General features: G+C 63.5%; 15 protein-coding genes. 12 read left to right on the top strand and 3 right to left on the bottom strand.

Annotated elements, in window-relative coordinates:
* The first annotated feature begins 14 nt into the window (after window positions 1-14).
* The 6 genes from ACMUJL_RS08590 (at window position 15) to ACMUJL_RS08565 (ending at window position 6,686) form a co-directional block, all read left to right on the top strand.
* Window positions 15-1,187 carry an L-rhamnonate dehydratase gene (locus tag ACMUJL_RS08590; RefSeq protein WP_068291663.1) on the top strand — a complete coding sequence of 391 codons (1,173 nt, stop codon included), beginning with the start codon at window positions 15-17 and terminating at the stop codon, window positions 1,185-1,187.
* A 2-nt stretch (window positions 1,188-1,189) separates the two neighbouring features.
* Window positions 1,190-2,617 (top strand): aldehyde dehydrogenase family protein, encoded by a 1,428-nt coding sequence (locus ACMUJL_RS08585; protein WP_416914217.1) that lies wholly within the window; start codon window positions 1,190-1,192, stop codon window positions 2,615-2,617.
* A complete protein-coding gene (locus ACMUJL_RS08580) occupies window positions 2,614-3,525 on the top strand; it encodes a dihydrodipicolinate synthase family protein (protein WP_068291664.1) in 912 nt (303 codons plus the stop codon). The genes ACMUJL_RS08585 and ACMUJL_RS08580 overlap by 4 nt, the downstream gene beginning before the upstream one ends.
* Window positions 3,526-3,678: 153 nt before the next feature.
* The gene (locus tag ACMUJL_RS08575; protein ID WP_375568962.1) at window positions 3,679-4,620 is read left to right on the top strand and encodes a LysR family transcriptional regulator; all 942 of its coding nucleotides are present in this window, start codon (window positions 3,679-3,681) and stop codon (window positions 4,618-4,620) included.
* A gap of 113 nt (window positions 4,621-4,733) precedes the next feature.
* On the top strand, window positions 4,734-6,128 hold the full coding sequence (locus ACMUJL_RS08570) for an amidase (RefSeq protein WP_375568964.1): 1,395 nt from the start codon (window positions 4,734-4,736) through the stop codon (window positions 6,126-6,128).
* Window positions 6,129-6,290: 162 nt separating this feature from the next.
* Window positions 6,291-6,686 (top strand): RidA family protein, encoded by a 396-nt coding sequence (locus ACMUJL_RS08565; RefSeq protein ID WP_375568966.1) that lies wholly within the window; start codon window positions 6,291-6,293, stop codon window positions 6,684-6,686.
* 38 nt (window positions 6,687-6,724) lie between these two features.
* Here ACMUJL_RS08565 and ACMUJL_RS08560 read toward each other — a convergent pair whose 3' ends face one another.
* The gene (locus ACMUJL_RS08560; RefSeq protein ID WP_375568968.1) at window positions 6,725-7,660 is read right to left on the bottom strand and encodes a 3-keto-5-aminohexanoate cleavage protein; all 936 of its coding nucleotides are present in this window, start codon (window positions 7,658-7,660) and stop codon (window positions 6,725-6,727) included.
* Between the two features lie 222 nt (window positions 7,661-7,882).
* Here ACMUJL_RS08560 and ACMUJL_RS08555 point away from each other — a divergent pair, with 222 nt between their 5' ends.
* Both ACMUJL_RS08555 and ACMUJL_RS08550 read left to right on the top strand, forming a co-directional pair.
* On the top strand, window positions 7,883-9,040 hold the full coding sequence (locus ACMUJL_RS08555) for an NADH:flavin oxidoreductase/NADH oxidase (RefSeq protein ID WP_375568970.1): 1,158 nt from the start codon (window positions 7,883-7,885) through the stop codon (window positions 9,038-9,040).
* A 154-nt stretch (window positions 9,041-9,194) separates the two neighbouring features.
* Window positions 9,195-10,451 carry a cytochrome P450 gene (locus ACMUJL_RS08550; RefSeq protein WP_375568972.1) on the top strand — a complete coding sequence of 419 codons (1,257 nt, stop codon included), beginning with the start codon at window positions 9,195-9,197 and terminating at the stop codon, window positions 10,449-10,451.
* An 83-nt stretch (window positions 10,452-10,534) separates the two neighbouring features.
* Here ACMUJL_RS08550 and ACMUJL_RS08545 read toward each other — a convergent pair whose 3' ends face one another.
* A complete protein-coding gene (locus tag ACMUJL_RS08545; RefSeq protein WP_068291675.1) occupies window positions 10,535-12,826 on the bottom strand; it encodes an arginine/lysine/ornithine decarboxylase in 2,292 nt (763 codons plus the stop codon).
* A 309-nt stretch (window positions 12,827-13,135) separates the two neighbouring features.
* On the opposite strand from ACMUJL_RS08545, the gene ACMUJL_RS08540 reads away from it, so the two are divergent.
* Genes ACMUJL_RS08540 through ACMUJL_RS08525 form a run of 4 tightly spaced genes read left to right on the top strand, consistent with a single transcriptional unit; the run spans window position 13,136 to window position 17,415 of the window.
* Complete coding sequence (locus ACMUJL_RS08540) at window positions 13,136-14,269, top strand: ABC transporter permease (protein WP_375568974.1); 1,134 nt, start codon at window positions 13,136-13,138, stop codon at window positions 14,267-14,269.
* Window positions 14,269-15,048 carry an ABC transporter ATP-binding protein gene (locus tag ACMUJL_RS08535; RefSeq protein ID WP_068291677.1) on the top strand — a complete coding sequence of 260 codons (780 nt, stop codon included), beginning with the start codon at window positions 14,269-14,271 and terminating at the stop codon, window positions 15,046-15,048. Before ACMUJL_RS08540 ends, ACMUJL_RS08535 begins: the two co-directional genes overlap by 1 nt.
* A gap of 4 nt (window positions 15,049-15,052) precedes the next feature.
* A complete protein-coding gene (locus ACMUJL_RS08530) occupies window positions 15,053-16,786 on the top strand; it encodes an MlaD family protein (protein WP_375568976.1) in 1,734 nt (577 codons plus the stop codon).
* Window positions 16,783-17,415: an ABC-type transport auxiliary lipoprotein family protein gene (locus ACMUJL_RS08525; protein ID WP_375568978.1), complete on the top strand. Its 633-nt coding sequence runs from the start codon at window positions 16,783-16,785 to the stop codon at window positions 17,413-17,415. Before ACMUJL_RS08530 ends, ACMUJL_RS08525 begins: the two co-directional genes overlap by 4 nt.
* Window positions 17,416-17,426: 11 nt before the next feature.
* On the opposite strand, the gene ACMUJL_RS08520 is transcribed toward ACMUJL_RS08525, so the two are convergent.
* The gene (locus ACMUJL_RS08520; RefSeq protein WP_375568980.1) at window positions 17,427-18,698 is read right to left on the bottom strand and encodes an MFS transporter; all 1,272 of its coding nucleotides are present in this window, start codon (window positions 18,696-18,698) and stop codon (window positions 17,427-17,429) included.
* Window positions 18,699-18,843 lie beyond the last annotated feature (145 nt).

Raw genomic sequence — 18,843 nt, 5'->3', positions numbered from 1 at the left:
AAGTGGACTGACCCATGAAGATCAAATCTGTTCGCACCCGCGTCTGGAACTGGACCGGCCCGACCGTGCCGCCGCAGGGAAATTTCTGCACCAATGCGTCAGATGCATTGTGGATCAAGGGGGATGCCATGTCCTCGTTCCGCTTTCACCAGTGGTTGACCTGCGAGGTGGAAACCGAAGACGGAACCATCGGCATCGGCAACGCGGCCTTGGCCCCCACCGTGGTCAAGAAGGCCATCGACGACTGGTTTGCCCCGCTGATCATCGGCGAGGACCCTTTCGATTACGCCTATATCTGGGAAAAGATGTATCGCCGCAGCCATGCCTGGGGGCGCAAGGGGATCGGCATGACCGCGATTTCCGCCATCGACATCGCGATCTGGGACCTGATGGGCAAGCTGACAGGCAAGCCGGTGTTCAAGCTTCTGGGCGGCCGCACCAAGGAAAAGATCCCTGTCTATTATTCCAAGCTCTACGCCGCCTCGATCGAAGAGATGCAGCGCGAGGCGCAAGAAGCCGTTGATGCAGGCTACCAGGGGTTCAAGACGCGGTTCGGCTATGGTCCCAAGGATGGCATGGCCGGCATGCGCGAGAACCTCAAGCGGGTCGAGGCCGTGCGCGAGGTGATCGGCTGGGACCGCGACATCATGCTGGAATGCTACATGGGCTGGAACCTCGATTACGCCAAGCGCATGTTGCCGAAGCTGGCCAAGTATGAACCGCGCTGGCTGGAAGAGCCGGTCATCGCCGATGACGTGAACGGCTACCGCGAACTGAACGCCATGAACATCGTGCCGATCTCGGGCGGCGAGCATGAATTCTCGGTCATCGGTTGCGCGGATCTGATCCGCTCGGGTGCGGTCAGCGTGATGCAGTATGACACCAACCGCGTGGGCGGCATCACGGCGGCCCAGAAGATCAACGCCATCGCCGAGGCGTTCCAGGTGCCCGTGATCCCGCATGCCGGGCAGATGCACAATTATCACCTGACCATGGCAAACGTGAACTGTCCGATCAGCGAATACTTCCCCGTCTTCGATGTCGAGGTCGGGAATGAGCTGTTTTACTACATTTTCGAGGGTGATCCCGATGCGGTGGATGGTTTTATTGATCTGGATGAGACCAAGCCAGGACTTGGCATCACGATCACCGACAAGCATTTGCATCATTTCGAGATCACGGAATGACCGTGGCCGCGTTTCATAACCTGATCGGTGGCGAATGGCTGGCCGGAATCGACACCGCGCTGAACATCAACCCCTCGGATACCGCCGACATCATCGGCCAGTATGCGCGGGGCGATGCGGCCGCGGTGGACGCGGCGGTGCAAGCCGCCCGCACGGCCTTTCCCGGATGGGCCGGTGCCAGCCCCCAGGTGCGCCATGACGTACTGGAGGGGGCCGCCGCGCGCATCCTTGCCCGCAAGGATGAACTTGGGCGGCTGTTGTCGCGCGAAGAGGGCAAGACCCTGGCCGAAGGCATTGGCGAGGTCATGCGCGCGGGCCAGATCTTCCGCTTCTTCGCGGGCGAGGCATTGCGCCTGACCGGCGATGCCGTGCAATCGGTCCGCCCCGGTGTCGAGGTCCTTGTCGAACGGGAACCCCTGGGTGTTGTCGGCCTGATCACGCCCTGGAACTTTCCCATCGCGATCCCTGTCTGGAAGGCCGCACCCGCACTGGCCTACGGCAATTGCGTGATCCTGAAACCGGCGGACCTGACACCCGGCTGCGCCTGGGAAATCGCCAGCATCCTCAAGGATGCGGGCTGTCCGGACGGGGTCTTCAACCTTGTGATGGGACGCGGCAGCACCGTGGGTGCGCGCATGGTGGAACATCCCGGCATCGACGCCATCAGCTTTACCGGATCGGTTGCCACGGGGCGCCGGATCGGCGTGCAATGCATGGAAGCGGGCAAGAAGGTCCAGATGGAGATGGGCGGCAAGAACCCGATGGTGGTTCTGGACGACGCCGACCTGGATGTCGCTGTCGGTGCCTGTGTGAACGGCGCGTTCTTTTCGACCGGGCAGCGCTGCACGGCCTCGTCCCGACTGATCGTGACTGACGGTATCCACGATGCGTTTCTGGACAGGTTGAATGCCGCGACAGCCGCCCTCAGGGTGGGGGATGCGCTGGATCCAGCGACCCAGATCGGCCCCGTGGTGGATCAAGGCCAGTTGGACCAGAACCTGCGCTATGTCGCCCTTGCGCGCGAAGAAGGCTGCGAGGTGCGCGGCGGCGAAACCCTTGACGGGCCAGGCTATTTCCAGCGTCCCGCGATCTTTGCAGGTGCCACCAACAGCATGCGGTCAAGCCGCGAGGAGATCTTTGGCCCCTGCGCCAGCGTGATCCGTGTCGCCGATTATGACGCGGCCCTTGCCACGGCCAACGACACGGAATTCGGCCTGTCGGCGGGGATCTGCACAACATCGCTGAAGCACGCAAGCCACTTCCGCCGCCATGCGCAGGCGGGCATGGTCATGGTCAACCTGCCTACGGCTGGCGTCGATTACCACGTGCCCTTTGGCGGGCGTAAAGGGTCCAGCCATGGCCCCCGCGAACAGGGCAGCCATGCCCGCGAATTCTATACCCATGTCAAGACGAGCTATGTTGCACCATGACCCAATACGCCGGAATCTGGCCCGTTGCGCCAACACCCTTTCACGACGACGGCAGCATCGACACCGAAGGGATGCGCCGCGTTCTTGACTGCCTGATCGATCAGGGCGCGGACGGGATCTGCATCCTTGCCAATTTTTCGGAACAGTTCCTGATCGCGGATGACGAGCGCGCGATGCTGACGCGGCTCTGTCTGGAACATGTGGCGGGCCGGGTGCCGGTGATCGTCACCATCAGCCATTTCGCCACGCAGATCGCGGTGGAACGGGCGCGCTTCGCCAAGGACCTTGGTGCGGATATCGTGATGATGATGCCGCCCTATCATGGTGCGGTGCTCAAGGGCTCGCCCAAGCAGACCTATGAGCAGTTTCAGGCCGTGGGCGAGGTGGGCATTCCGATCATGATCCAGGATGCCCCCATGTCGGGTGTCGATCTGCCTGTGCCCCTGCTGGTCAGAATGGCGCGCGAGATCGAGATGGTGAAACTCTTCAAGATCGAAGTTCCGCAGGCCGCAAACAAGCTGCGCGCGCTTATCGCCGAGGGTGGTGACGCCATCGAAGGTCCATTCGACGGAGAAGAGGCGATCACCCTGCTGGCCGATCTTGATGCAGGCGCCACCGGGTCGATGACGTCGGGGATGATCGTCGATCAGATCAAGCCGGTGATCACCGAATATCACGCAGGCCGGATCGATGCGGCGGTGGCGCATTATGCGCGCATCCTGCCTGCCGTGAACCATGAAAACCGTCAATGCGGCTGGCGCTCCTGCAAGGCGGCAATGGTCGAAGGGGGCGTGATCCGTTCCGAATACTGCCGCCACCCCATCGAACCTCTGCACCCCGATATCCGCAGCCGTCTGATCAGCCTGCTGCGCCCGCTTGATCCGCTGGTCTTGCGCTGGGGGCACTGACAGGATCCGGTCCCGTATGGGGCCGGATCGAGACCTTCATCAACGAAGTTAAGGCTCGAATCCCGACCGATGAGAATGCTAGACTGTTCTTCAGGGGCACCCGGCCCGGACTGGAAAGATCCGCGGCGCCCGTCAGTGCGAAGGACATTCAGCGTGCAGAGCGGCTTTGACATGGCGACCCTGTCGCGCCTGCGTTTCAAGCAACTGGCGCTTGTGGCCAGCCTGATCGAAACCCGCAACCTCCACAATTCGGCCCGCGATCTGAACCTGTCGCAGCCGGGGGCCACCAAGCTTCTCAAGGAAGTGGAACGTACGCTGGGCGTGGATCTGTTCCACCGGACCGGCAAGGGGATGGAACCGACGACCTTCGGCGTGGCCGTTGCCCGCCATGCCCGCACCATCCTGTCCGAGACCGCGCGGCTGAAATCGCAGGTCGACGCCATGATGCGCGGCGATCTGGGCACCGTCCGTCTGGGCGCGATCATGGAAGCGGTGCCCGATGTTCTGACGCGCGTCTTTTCGACGGTCATGGCGGAAGGTGCCGGGCCGCTGGTCAATCTGACGGTGTCCACCTCGGATCACCTGATTGCCGCGATGAACGAGGGGCAGCTTGATCTGGCGCTGGGCCGCCCTGTCGAGCATCTGGACATGGGAAACATCCGCTTCGAGCCGCTTTGGCTTGAGGAGTTGTCCATCGTCGCGGCCGCCCATCATCCCCTGATCAGTCAGAACGATCTTTCGTTGGACACCCTGCAACGGTTCGAATGGATCCTGCAGCCAAGACCCAGCCCGATGCGCACCTCGATCGAGCTGGCCTTCGCGCGCGCGGGGCTGCCCTTGCCGGTCAACCGGCTGGAGACCGCCTCGATGTTGATGACGACGGTCATGATCAGCCGCAGCGACCTGCTGGCGGTGTTGCCCCGATCCGTGGCGAAGTTCTACATCGAAACCGGCCTGATTGCCGAGGTCGCGGTTCAACTCGACGGGTTCATCGGCCGTTATGGCCTGCTGTTGCCCAACAAGGACGAACCCGATCCTGCGATCGAAGCGCTTGTGCGGCAGATACAACTGGCCGCGGCCAGCGGACCATCCTGATCGACCTGCCAGCATGTGCCTGACGGGCGCGAGGGGCTGCATCCGTCGCGTTTGCGTTGTTCGCCGGAACGGAACGTGCCTATCATCGGATCCTGCAGGATCCGGGGGTGACCATGTCCGATTTCATTTTCAAAAGCCTTGAAGACCTGAGCGATGGCCTGGACCGCAAGGCCTTTTCCGCGACCGACCTGCTTGAGGCGGTGATCGCCCGCCATGAAAGCCTGGAACCCCGGCTCAACATGTTCTGCCATGTCGATTTCGATGCCGCGCGCATCAGCGCCCGTGACAGCGACAATCGCATCTGGCGTGGCGAAAGGCTGGGCAAGCTGGACGGTATCCCGACATCGATCAAGGACCTGATTGCCGTGAAGGACATGCCGCAACGGTTCGGATCGCGCAGCACCTCTGCCGCGCCCGTGGCCGATGATGCCCCATCCGTGGCAAGGCTTCGCAAGGCTGGTGCCGTCATCCTTGGCAAATCCACGACAAGCGAATTCGGCTGCAAAGCCGTCGGGGACAGCCCGCTGACCGGGATCACGCGCAACCCCTGGAACACGGAAAAGACGCCGGGCGGATCAAGCTGCGGTGCGGCCGCCATGGTTGCCGCCGGCCTTGTGCCCTATGCGATCGGCACCGATGGCGGCGGATCGGTCCGCATTCCCGCCGCGCTTTGCGGCCTCTTCGGGATCAAGGCCCAATTCGGCCGGGTCCCGGTCTATCCGACTTCGGCCACGCCGACGCTTGCGCATGTCGGGCCGCTGGCGCGCAACGTCGAGGACGCGGCGACCGTGCTGTCGGCCATTGCGGGCTATGACCGTCGCGATCCAGCGACCGTTGCGGGGCCGCTGGCCGATCTGGATGCGGCGATGCGCGACCCCCGCCCCCTGCGCGTCGCATGGAGCCTGACCCTGGGCTATGGCCGGGTCGACCCCGAGGTGCAGCGGATCACCGCCCAGGCCGTGCGCAGGATCGCCAGCCTGGGCGTCGAGGTGGAACTGGTCGAGCATGTGATGGATGACCCGGTCGATCTGTGGGCGGCGGAATTCTATGCAGGGGTTGGCACCAAGCTGCGCCAGACCTTGCTGGATGCGCCCGAAACGCTGGACCCTGCGGTTCTGGAGGTCCTGAGGATCGCCGTATCGCAGGACATGGACAGCTATTATCGCAGGGTCTTCGACCGCTATGCGTTCCGCGAACGGATGCGCCGGTTCTTCGAAGATCATGACCTGCTTCTGACCCCGACCTTGCCGGTCGCCGCATTCGACGTGGGCCGCGATGTGCCCCCCGGCCACGATGACAAGAGCATCGTGTCCTGGGCGACCTTCACCTATCCGTTCAACCTGACAGGGCAGCCCGCCGCCTCCTTGCCCGTGGGTATGACGGACGATGGTCTTCCTGTGGGTTTGCAGATCGTGGCCCCCTGTCATGACGAGGCGGCGATATTCACCTTGGCGGCCCGCTATCAGCGCGCCACAGAACCAGCGTCGGACCTTCGCCCGGTGTTGTGAACCTGCGGGTTTTTTCGGCACTCTGCGGGTGCGGGCCCGTGATTGCGCACCCGTACCGTGCGCGCCGGATCAGACGGCGCTGTTTCGATTGCCCGCTGTCACGATCCATGGCCATCTGGCCGCAAAGACCAGCTACACCCGCGCCAGCGAACGGAGAACCGCATGCCCTATCCCACATTCCACATGATCGACGGCGCACCCCGGCCTGTCGCCACCTTTTCGCATGCCTCCGAGGTGGATGGCTGGGTGTTCCTGACCGGGCAGATGCCGACATGGCCCGGTGAACCCGACCGCCCCTTGCCCGATGGGGTCGAGGCGCAGACACGCCGGGTGATGGACAACCTGATCCTTGTCCTTGAGGGCATGGGGTTGAGCTTGAAGAACGTGGCGCAGGCGCGTGTCTACCTCACGCATTTCGACCGCGATTACGAACCCATGAACGCAACCTACAAAAGCTATTTCGAAGAGGGCAAGCTGCCGGCGCGCACCTGCATCGGGGTCACCGGCCTTGCGGTCGGTGCCCTGGTCGAGATCGACATGGTCGCCAGGCGCGCGTGACGCGGGCTTGAAGGGCCGCGCCAAGGGCCGGGAATGCCTCAGAACGCGACGTTCGCCGCACCCTTGAGGCCAAGCATCTCGCGCGCCTCGTCCGGTGTGGCCACCTCAAGGCTGAGGCCGGACAGGATCTCGCGCGCCTTGCGCACCTGGTCCGCGTTGCTTTCGGCCAGCTTGCCGGGCGCGATCCACAGCGAATCCTCAAGCCCCACGCGCACGTTGCCGCCTTGTGACGCAGCCTGCGCAATCACCGCCATCTGGTTGCGCCCAGCCCCCAGCACCGACCAGATATAGGCATCCCCGAACAGACGGTCGGCGGTCCGTTTCATATGGGCCACGTCCTCGGGATGGGCACCGATACCGCCCAGAAGGCCAAAGACGGTCTGCACAAGGAACGGGGCCTTGACCAACCCGCGATCCACGAAATGCGCCAGGTTATAAAGATGGCTGGTGTCGTAGCATTCGAATTCGAAGCGGGTGCCATTGGCATTCCCGATCTTCAGGATGTGTTCGATATCCGCAAAGGTGTTCTTGAACACCAGGTCACGGCTGGCTTCCAGATGCTGCCGCTCCCAGGGGTGCTGGAATTCCGTGAACCGGTCCAGCATCGGATACAGGCCGAAATTCATCGATCCCATGTTCAGCGATGCGACCTCGGGGCTCAACTCTGCTGCGGGGCGCATCCGTTCCTCGACGGTCATGTGCGGGCTGCCGCCGGTCGTCAGGTTCAGAACCGCGCCCGTCGCTTGCTTGAGCTGCGGCAGGAAGGCGCGGAACGCATCCGGGTCCTGCGTGGGGCGGCCGGTTTCGGGGTCCCTTGCGTGCAGGTGCAGGATCGTCGCACCGGCTTCGGCCGCGTCCAGGCTTTGCTGGATGATCTGCGCGGGGGTAACCGGCAGATGCGGCGACATGCTGGGCGTATGAATGGCACCCGTCACGGCGCAGGAAATGATGACTTTGCGTTTGGGGCTCGGCATGATGATCCTTTCGCGGAAAGCACGCCCGTCCTGATCTATCCGACAGGATCGCCCGCATCAATCTCGGGCTTGCATTCATGCGGGCTGTCATGGGGGGGCAGAGTGCGGGCGCGGGACCTGCGCCGCGCGGCGACAGGTTGAACTTCCCGCCGTTCTCGGTGACATCTGTGGGGATAGCGCCCGGTCGGGCGTGCCCGATGAACTTCATGCAGGATGAACCACATGCCGACAGCGCCGCTTCTTTTCCAAGGCTTCCAGATGCGCGGCGTGGTCTCGCGCAATCGCGTCGTGATATCGCCGATGTGCCAGTACACGGCGCATGACGGTCACCTCGAGGATTGGCATCTGGTGAACCTGGGACGGTTTGCCATCGGCGGGGCCGGGATCATCTTCACCGAGGCCACGGCCGTGCAGAAACAGGGGCGCATCACCCATGGTTGCCCCGGCCTGTGGGATGACAGCCAGATCCCCGGCCATGCCCGTATCGCGCAATTCGCGCTGCGCCACGGTGCGGTGCCCGCGATCCAGTTGGGGCATGCCGGTCGCAAGGCCAGCATGCAACGGCCCTGGTTCGGGAACGGCCCGCTGAATGCGGATGATTTCGCCCGTGGCGACATGCCATGGACCCCGGTGGCACCCTCCGCGATCCCGGTGGCTGATGGCTGGCCGGTGCCGCAGGAAATGAGCCTTGCCGACATCCAGTCCCTGATCGGCGATTACGTGGCCGCGACCCGCCGCGCGCTGGCCGCAGGCTACAAGCTGATCGAGATCCACGGCGCGCATGGCTATCTTGTTCACAGCTTCCTGTCGCCGGTCTCGAACCGGCGCACGGATGCCTATGGCGGCGACCTGCAAGGCCGGATGCGCCTGCCGCTGGAGATCGCGCGCGCCGTGCGGGCCGCCATGCCGGACGACATTCCGCTGGCTTTCCGCACCTCGGCGGTCGATGGGATGCCAGATGGCTGGCAACTGGAGGATACGGTCGCCCTGTCACGCGCACTCAAGGATGCGGGGGTCGACATGATCGACTGTTCCTCGGGTGGGATCGCAGGCGGTGCCACATCGGCACGGGGCGCAAAACGCCAGCCGGGCTTTCAGGTGCCCTATGCGGAACGGGTCCGGCACGAGGCCGCAATTCCGACGATTGCAGTAGGCCTGATCACGCATCCCGAACAGGCCGAGGCCATTCTGGCAAATGGGCAGGCCGATCTGATCGCCATCGCGCGCGAAGCCCTTGTCGATCCGATGTGGGCGCTGCATGCGGCCCGGTTCCTGGGGCATGACGTGGATTTCGCAAGCTGGCCGCAGCAGTCCGGCTGGTGGCTTGCCGTGCGCGAACAGAACTCGGAATTCTACGACCCTGACAGCCCTCAGGCCTGATCCGGCCAGGACCGGCTTGCCATTGTGACCTGACAGGCGACGCAAGGGCATGGGCCTTGCGGGACGACGCAGGGTTTGACTATGGGCAAGTCATGCGACAGCCTGACGGGCCAGGGTCCACCGTTTCGGCATGGCCCGTCCCGAGGAGCGACCAATGCAGACGGAATCCCGGCCACAACAGGATAGCAGGCCCGATCAGCCCTACCTGATGGAGGATAGCGGCCTTGTGCGCATGCCTTTCAAGGCGCTGATGGCCGATCCGCATGGCATGTTCCGGATCGCGCGGACCCTTGGCCCCGTCGCCGGGTTCAGCGATGGCTCTGCCATGATGTTGCGCGCGGCGGATGTGCAGCGGATGTTCGGCGATCCGAGGATCCGCCAGATCGGCGTCGAAGGGATGCAAGCCGCCGGGGTGGCCGAAGGGCCGTTCCTTGACTGGGCGCGCGAGACGTTGCTGCTGTCGCATGGGCGCGATCATGTGCGGCGCCGCACGCCGCTGGCGCGCGCCTTCGCCTATCCGCTGATGAACATGCTGCGCCCGTCGATCCGGCGTGCGGCGCACCGGCTTGTGGCGGACTGGGCTCCCGACGAGGCGCTGGACCTGCGCGACAGCTTTGCGGCGCAATTGCCCGCCCGCACCATCGCCGAGATACTGGGCGCCCCCGAAGCCGATGTGCCCGAGTTCACCAGCCTTGTCTATCGCATGACCAAGGGGTTGGCCTTCGGCACATTGCCCGAGGAATTCGACGATATCCATGATGCCGCCGCCGAATTGCACGCCTATGTCGACCGGCTGTTGTCGGACAGCCGCGCCAATCCCCGCGATGATTTTCTGAGCGCCTATGTCGCCCGTGTCGATGCCGAGGGTGACCTTTCCCCGACCGAGATCATCACGCAGATCGTGACCGTGATCATCGGTGGCGCGGACACCACCCGCGCGGCGATGACGGTACTGGTTTCGCTGTTGCTGGATCATCGTGACCAATGGGATCAGGTCTGCGCCGATCCCGCCATGGCCGCAGGCGCCGTGGCCGAGGGCTTGCGGTTCGAGCCTTCCATCGGCTCGATCCCGGTCTTCACGCTGGAGCCGATCGAGGCCGCGGGCGTGGTGATCCCCGCCTACCGGGTGCTGTCGCTGTCGATGATGTCCGCGATGCGGGACGAGGCGCTTTATGCCGACCCCGATCGGTTCGATATCCGCCGCACCGATCATCCGCGCCTGCATCTGGTGTTCGGGGGCGGGCCGCATCGCTGTCTGGGCGAGGCGCTGGCCCGTGCGGAACTTGAGGAAGGGCTGATCGCCCTGACGCAGGCCTGGCCAGGGCTGACCCGCAAGGGACCAGCGGTGCGCATGACCGGGATCGGCGGTATCAGATCAGCCTCCAGCCTGACGGTGGTTCCGTCACGCTGAAGGAACAAAGGCCCGCGCTTGCTTCACGCGGGCCTGACGTTTCCGGTCGGGCTTGCGCCCTGAACCTGCGGTGCTGGGCAGGATCAGATCGCCACGCAATCCGCGAAATAGCCCATCACGCCATCGGGACCGGTTTCCTGCACCAATCCGTGGATGTCCGTCTCGAAGCCGGGGCATTCGCGGGCGAAGGCGCGGTTGAACTTGAGGTATTCCACGATCTTCCTGTTGAACACCTCTCCCGGAATAAGCAGCGGAATACCCGGCGGATAGGGGGTGATCAGGCTGGTCGTGATCCGACCCTCCAGGTCGTCGATCGGAACCCGTTGCGTTGTCCTGCGCGCGATCTGCGCGAAGGCATCGCTTGGCTTCATCGCGGGCATGTGATCGCTCAGGTAGATCTCGGTCGACAGGATCGCCACGTCATGTTTCGCATAGAGCGTGTGAACATGCTGGCACAGGTCGCGCAGCCCCATGTGTTCGTAGCGCGGGTGTTTCGCACAGAACTCGGGCATGACCCGCCACATCGGCTGGTTCCGGTCATAATCGTCCTTGAACTGCTGCAACTCGGTCAGAAGCGTGTTCCAGCGGCCCTTGGTGATGCCGATGGTGAACATGATGAAGAAACTGTAGAGCCCGGTTTTCTCGACCACGATACCATGCTCGGTCAGGTATTTGGTGACGATGGACGCGGGAATGCCCGAATCCTCGAAACGCCCGTCAAGATTTAGGCCCGGTGTGACAATCGTTGCCTTGATCGGGTCCAGCATGTTGAAGCCGGGTTCCATGTCCCCGAAGCCGTGCCATGAATCCTCGCCATCCGAAGGCTGCACGCCGTCGGCATCCGTTTTCTTGAGAATCCAGCGTTCGGTGCGTCCGATGCCCTCATCCTCGGGGGCGTCGGGGCCCCAGACCTGGAACCACCAGTCATCGGGGCCGTATTCCTGATCCACCTTGCGCATGGCGCGGCGGAAATCCATGGCCTCTGCGATGCTTTCCTCGACCAGCGCCGTGCCGCCCGGCGGCTCCATCATCGCGGCGGCCACGTCACAGCTTGCGATGATGCTGTATTGCGGGCTGGTGCTGCTGTGCATCAGGTAGGCTTCGTTGAACAGGTGGCGATCCAGCTTGGTATCGCGGCTGTCCTGCACCAGGACATGGCTGGCCTGGCTGATGCCCGCCAGCAGCTTGTGGATCGACTGGGTCGAATAGGTCACCGAATGCATGGGGCGTTCGCGCTTGCGGCCCATCGCGTGGAAGCTGCCATAGAAGGGATGAAAGGCCGCATGGGGCAACCAGGCTTCGTCGAAATGCAGGTTCGCCACATAGCCGTCCAGCATCGATTTGACCTTTTCGGTGTTATAGAGAACGCCGTCATAGGTCGATTGTGTGAGCGACATGATGCAGGGCTTGACCGTCTCGGGGTCCACCCCTTCCAGCAACGGATTGGCGCGGATCTTTTCCTTGATCGCGCTCACCTCGAATTCCGAGCGCGGGATCGGCCCGATGATGCCGAAATGATTGCGCGTCGGCTTGAGGAAGACGGGGATTGCCCCCGTCATGATGATGCTGTGCAGGATAGACTTGTGGCAATTCCGGTCCACGACGACCACGTCACCCGGTGCCACCGTGTGGTGCCAGACCATCTTGTTCGACGTCGAGGTGCCATTGGTCACGAAAAAGCAGTGATCGGCATTGAAGATGCGCGCGGCATTGCGTTCCGATGCGCCGATGGCGCCGTTGTGATCCAGCAACTGGCCCAGTTCCTCGACCGAGTTGCAGACATCCGCGCGCAGCATGTTTTCACCGTAGAACTGGTGATACATCTGCCCGATCGGGCTTTTCAGAAAGGCAACGCCGCCTGAATGCCCCGGACAATGCCAGGAATAGGACCCGTCCTCGGCGTAATCCAGCAGCGCCTTGAAGAACGGCGGCTGGATGCCTTCCAGATAGCTTTTCGCCTCTCGGATGATGTGGCGCGCCACGAATTCGGGCGTGTCCTCGAACATGTGGATGAAGCCATGCAGCTCGCGCAGGATGTCATTGGGCAGATGGCGGCTGGTCTTGGTCTCGCCGTAGACATAGATCGGCACATCCGCGTTCTTCCAGCGCACCTCCTCGATGAAGCTGCGCAGGTTCAGCACCACGGGATCAAGATCGGGACCGGGGCTGAATTCCTCGTCGTCGATCGACAGAAGAAAGGCGCTGGCGCGGGACTGCTGCTGCGCGAACTGGGACAGATCGCCGTAGCTGGTGACGCCCAGAACCTCGAACCCTTCGTTTTCAATCGCTTGTGCCAGGGCACGGATACCAAGCCCTGAGGTGTTTTCCGAACGGTAGTCTTCGTCGATGATGACGATGGGGAAGCGAAATTTCATGTAAATCTCCTGTCGCACCCAGTTTAGATCACAATACACGGGAAGTCGAAAGAGAGGCCGATTGTTCGGGCATGCGATCGCGCGCTGCCGCAAGACTGGCGAGAGTCGGAAGATAGCGTTAGGATCACAGGATAGTTCGGTGAATGGATATTGCCGCGCAGGTGGACTGGCCCTGTCCCGACGCGCAAAGGCAAGCGTTTTGACGTATCGCTCCGGGCTTGTGTCAGGCGGTTATCCCGCGCAAGCCCCGACGCCCAAGCCTGCGAGCCTGTGACGGTTCGGCCAGCGCTTGGATACGGGGAAGCTTTCTTGAACGGCGCCGCATCCAGTCTCTTGCAGATCGAGGTCAGCGAACAGGATACCGGTTCGCGGATCCGTCTTGCGGGCAGCCTGAGCGTGCAGACCCTGTCCCGGCTTGACGCGGCATTGCAGGCACTGCCGACGCGGCCGACGCGTCTTGATCTGTCTGCGGTCACAAGGCTGGATACGGCCGGGGCCTGGGCAATCGTGATGCTGCAAAAACGCATGACCGATGCCGGGTCCCTGGCCGAAATCGACGGCGCCAACCGCCAGCAGCTGGATCTTCTGAAAACGGTCGCGGCGGCACTACCCGAGATCCCCCCGAAGCAGGTCACGCGGCCCGGCCTGTCCGAACGGCTTGCCACTGTCGGTCGTGCGGTGGCCGGCGGTGTGACATTCCTGATGGAGCTGACCGGATATCTTGGCATCTTCCTGTCCCGACTTGGGCGCGCGGTGCTGCATCCGCGCGAATTCCGCCTGACGGCGCTGGTGCATCACTGCCAGGAAGTCGGCCTGCGCGCCGTCCCCATCGTGTCCTTGATGGCCTTTCTGATCGGGGTCGTGCTGGCTTTCCAGGGGTCGGCGCAGTTGCGGCAGTTCGGCGCCGAGGTCTTTGTCGTCGACCTGATCGCCATCTCGATCCTGCGCGAGCTTGGCATCCTGCTGACCTCGATCATCGTGGCCGGTCGCACGGCATCCGCTTTCACCGCCGCCATCGGATCGATGAAGATGCGCGAGGAAATCGACGCCATGCGCACGCTGGGCATAGACCCTGCCATGGCCCTTTTTGTGCCGCGCATTCTGGCGCTGCTGCTCATGCTGCCGATCCTTGGCCTGATCGCCAATGTGATGGGTCTTCTGGGGGGCGCGATCATGTCCTGGATCGAACTGGGCATTTCCCCGGCGATGTTCCGCACCCGCCTGATCGAAGGCACCGGGATCAGCCATGTGATCGTCGGCATGGTCAAGGCGCCAGTCTTTGCGGTGATCATCGGGGTTGTCGGATGCCATGCCGGCATGAAGGTCGGCAACAACGCGGAATCGCTGGGGCGGATGACCTCCAACGCGGTCGTGACGGCGATCTTCGCGGTGATCGTGGCCGATGCGCTGTTCTCGATCTTCTTCGCGCAGATGGAGATATGATGGACAACGAACCGATCATCTCGCTGCGGGGCATCCGCAACCAGTTCGGCGCGCAGGTCGTGCATGACAACCTTGATCTGGATGTCTGGCGCGGCGAGGTGCTGGGGGTGGTCGGTGGCTCTGGCACGGGCAAGTCCGTCCTGCTGCGCACCATCGTGGGCCTGTTGCGCCCCCGTGCCGGCAGTGTCTTCCTGTTCGGTCAGGATGCGCTTGCCGCGACCGAGGAAGAGCGCGCCATGATCGACCGGCGTACCGGCGTCATGTTCCAGGATGGCGCGTTGTTTTCATCGCTGACGGTGCGCGAGAATATCGAGGTGCCGATGCGCGCCATCGACGGTCTGACGCCCGATCTGCGCCGCGCCCTTGCCGATCTCAAGATCTCGATGTCCGGTCTGGCCTGGTCGGCAGGCGACAAGTACCCGTCGGAATTGTCGGGCGGCATGCGCAAGCGCGCAGGCTTGGCGCGCGCCCTGGCACTGGACCCCGAGATCGTCTTTCTGGACGAACCGACAGCCGGCCTTGATCCCATCGGGGCATCGGCCTTCGATGCGCTGATCAAGGCCTTGTCGCGCCAACTGGGTCTGACGGTGTTTCTGGTGACCCATGATCTTGATACCCTGCATGCAACCTGTGACCGGATTGCCGTTCTGGCGGAAAAGCGCGTGCTGGTCAGCGGCACCATGCAGGACATGCTGAATGTCGATCATCCCTGGGTGCACGAATATTTTCACGGCCCCCGCGCACGCGCCGCCATGGCGGCCAAGGACAGGAACGATTGAAGCCATGGAAACACGCGCCAATTACGTGTTGATCGGGGCCTTCGCCCTCGCGGGGTTCTTCGGGCTGCTGGCGTTCCTGTTGTGGTTCGCCCGGTTCGAACTGGACCGCCAGTTCGCCTATTACGATGTGCGCTTCACCTCTGTATCGGGCTTGTCGCGCGCCTCTGAGGTGCGGTTTTCCGGGCTGCCCGTGGGGCAGGTGGTGGATGTGCGCCTGTCGTCCGATCTGGACGGCACGGTTCTGGCCCGGCTGGAACTGGCGGGCGACACCCCGGTGCGCACGGACAGCATCGCCACGATTGAATCGATGGGGGTGACGGGGGTCTCCTATGTCGGGATCAGCGCAGGCGATCCGCAGGCGCCCTTGCTGCGAGGCGATGAAACCATCCCCGAAATCCCGGCGGGACGGTCAGTGCTGCAAAGCATCACCGAAGACGCCCCCGAGATCGTGGCCGAAGCCCTGTCCGTGATGCAGAAGATCGGCGAGATCCTGAACGAGGAGAACCAGCAGAAGGTTCAGGACATCCTCGACAATCTTGCCAAGTCATCGGGCGAGCTGAGCCAGGCCCTTGCCGATTTCGCCGTGGTCAGCCAGACCATCGCCGGGGCCTCGGTCGATATCGCCGGTTTCACCGGACAGCTTGAGCCGGTGATCGGTGCGGTCGAGGTGACGCTTGGCAATGTGGATACGACGCTGGACGCCTTCACCGCCCTGTCCCAGCGGCTGATCTCCTCGCTGGATGTCGGGGATGCGGCGCTTGCCAGCGGGCGGGTGGCCCTTGATGCGGCCGAGGTGTTCATGACCGGCGACTTGCCGGTGATCGTGCAGGACCTAACCGCAACCACGAAATTGCTGCGCGAACAGACCGAGGTGCTTGTCGATGACACGCGCCGGATGCTTGCCGCCTTCACGCAGACCGGGACCGAAGCCACCGCCCGCCTGACCGAGGCGCGCACCACCCTGCAAGCCACGGAAACCACGATTGCCCGGCTGGTCGAGACATTGGACAAGATCGAGGCCGCGGCCACATCCTTCGATGACCTGATCACGAATGACGGCACGGCCCTGATGGCCGAAACGCGCACCATGATCGCCAATGCGGACAGCGCCGTCGGCATGATCAGCAAGGTTGCTCAATCCGACCTGCCCACGATCGTCGAGGACATCCGCAGCGCAACCGGCACCGCCAATCGCGTGATCGCAGACCTGGGCCAGCAGATCGGCGACGCCGCGGGGCGGGTGGCTGGCCTGAGCGATGATGCAAGGCTGGCCATGACGCAGGTCACCGAGACTTTTGCCAACGCCAACCAGACGCTTGATGCGATCAACGCAGCCCTTGATAGCGGGCAGCGCACGCTGGACGCGGCTGAACGCGCCTTTGCCGGGGCGGACCGGGTGATCAACGAAGACATCGGCGCGATGACCGCCGATCTGCGCGGGGTGATGGAGCGGCTGGATGGTGCGATTGCCACCGTTTCGGCCGATCTGCCCGCCATCACCGCCGACCTGCGCCGCGCCGCCGAAAGCGCCAATGCCACCTTTGCCGATCTGGGGCGGATCGTTGCGGATGCCGGCGCGCCGATCGGCAGTTTCGCAACCAATGGCTTGCCCCAATATGCCCAGCTTGCCCGCGAAACGCGCAACCTGGTTGCCAATCTCGAAAACCTCCTGCGCCAGATTCAGCGTGATCCAGCCCGCTTTTTCCTCAACCGCCAGTCACCGGAGTTCAGACGATGACCCTGATCCGCACGGCCTTGACCGTTCTTGCAATCCTCGGCCTTGCAGGGTGTTCGGCCTTGTCCTCGCTGACCGACGCGACAACACCTCTGGAAGCCTTTGAACTGCGCGCGCCCGCCGATCCGATCCGGGTAGGGGGCAGTGTCCGGCGCGATCTGGTGATCGAGACGCCCACCGCGGGTGGCGCGCTCGATACCGACCGGATCATGATCCGGCCAGGTCCCTTTCAGGCGCAATACCTGCCCGGCGCGCGCTGGACGGATACCGCCCCCGTCATGCTGCAAAACCTGATGCTGCGCGCCTTCGAGGATACCAACGCCCTGCGCTACGTGGGGCGCAGACCACTTGGGGGAACAGGGGATTACGTCCTGATCTCGGACCTGACCGATTTTCAGGCCGAGCTGGACCCCACAGGGCAGGGCGTGACGACACGGCTGCGCATGACGGTGCGGCTTGTGCGCGAATCCGACGCTTCCGTCATCGGAAGCCGGACGATCCAGACCACGGCGCAGGCGGCATCGACAGACACCCTTGCGATCGTGCAAGGCTTCGATCAGGCCACCGGTATGGCCTTGCAGGATCTGACGGCATGGACCTTGCGCCTGATCGGGCTGCGCATCGCGAACTGATGTGGCGCTGATCAGTCCGGCTTGCCCTCGTCCGTCGGAATGCCTGTCGCAAGGGCTGCCGTTTCGGGGGTGCTGGCGCGCGCAATCGGGGACATCTGGAAGGACCCTTTGACATCGCTGGGCAGGCTTGCCCGCGCCCGCAGGCGCACAAGCGCAAAGCCCAGCAGCAGCACATGGGCAAGGGCCGTCGTCATGAACAGGCTCTGTGGCCCGAAGGATGCCATGGCAAAGCCTGCACTGGTGGGGCCGAGGATGGACCCGATCCCGTAGATCAGCAAAAGGCCCCCGCTGATCTGGATGAAGGAACCCGGCTGTGCGTGATCATTCGCATGAGCGACGATGACGGGATACATTGCGAAGACGGCGGCACCGAACAGGGCCACATTGGCAATCAGCAACATGGGTTGCGTCATGCCCCCGAAGATGAAGACCAGATCCGCCACAAGCGCCACGACCGCCGTCCCGATCAGCACCAGCCTGCGGTCCTTGCGATCCGACAGCATGCCGATCGGCACCTGTGCGGCGGCCCCGGCCAGGATCGGGATACTGGCAAAAAGCGCGATCTCGCTGGTACTCAGCCCGACCCGCGCCCCATAGACCGCCGCCAGTGTTCCGAAGGTCGAATTCGAGATGCCGACCATCAGCACCGCGAAGACGGCAATCGGTGAATTGCGCCAGAGCGCGCGCAGGTCCAGCGAGACACTGACAAGCGCCGTCGGGGTCGAGGTTGCGGAAAGCGCCGTGGGCAGCAGCGCCATGCAATAGAAGATCGCTGCCACGACAAAGAACAGGAAACCGCGCGCATCCCCCATCGTCAGAACCATCTGGCCGCAGGTCGTCGCGGCCAGGTTGACCATCGTGTAGATGCCGAACACGCGCCCTCGCGATGCGCTTTCCGTCCGCTCGTTCAGCCAGCTTTCCACGATCATGGCCGCGCCCGCGAAACAGAACCCCGATAGCGCGCGCAGCGGCACCCAGACATAGGGCGTCAGAAAGATCAGCGACAGCAGCACCGTGATCGCGGCCATGGCGCACATCACGCCGAAGGCCCGGACATGTCCGACCTTGGCAACAAGCGCCGGGGTGCGCAGACACCCCGCCACGTAGCCTACGGCCCATCCTGTTCCCAGAAGGCCCAGCGATATCGCCGAGAACCCTTCGAACTGCCCGCGCAGGGGCAGGATAAGACCGTTCAGGCCCCCTGCGAACAGCAGAAAGGCGGATCCCACGAAAAGGGCGGTCAGCGGAAGCAGGCTTTTGAACATCCCGGCAAGGATAACCATGCAAGCGCCGTTGCTGCAAGCGAGGGGCGGAACCGGCGCAAGGCCCCGCCTGTCCGTGTCAGGCAGGCGGTCTTGCGATTGACGCCGTCCGAGCAGTGCTGCCATATCGCGCGGGGGCAACCGATGCGGTTCCATCCGGGGGCAG

The sequence above is a fragment of the Seohaeicola sp. genome (genome assembly GCF_048006315.1).
Classification (GTDB): domain Bacteria; phylum Pseudomonadota; class Alphaproteobacteria; order Rhodobacterales; family Rhodobacteraceae; genus Seohaeicola.
The sequence above is the reverse complement of the archived record's forward strand: the minus strand, read 5'-3'. Positions and strand labels throughout refer to the sequence as shown.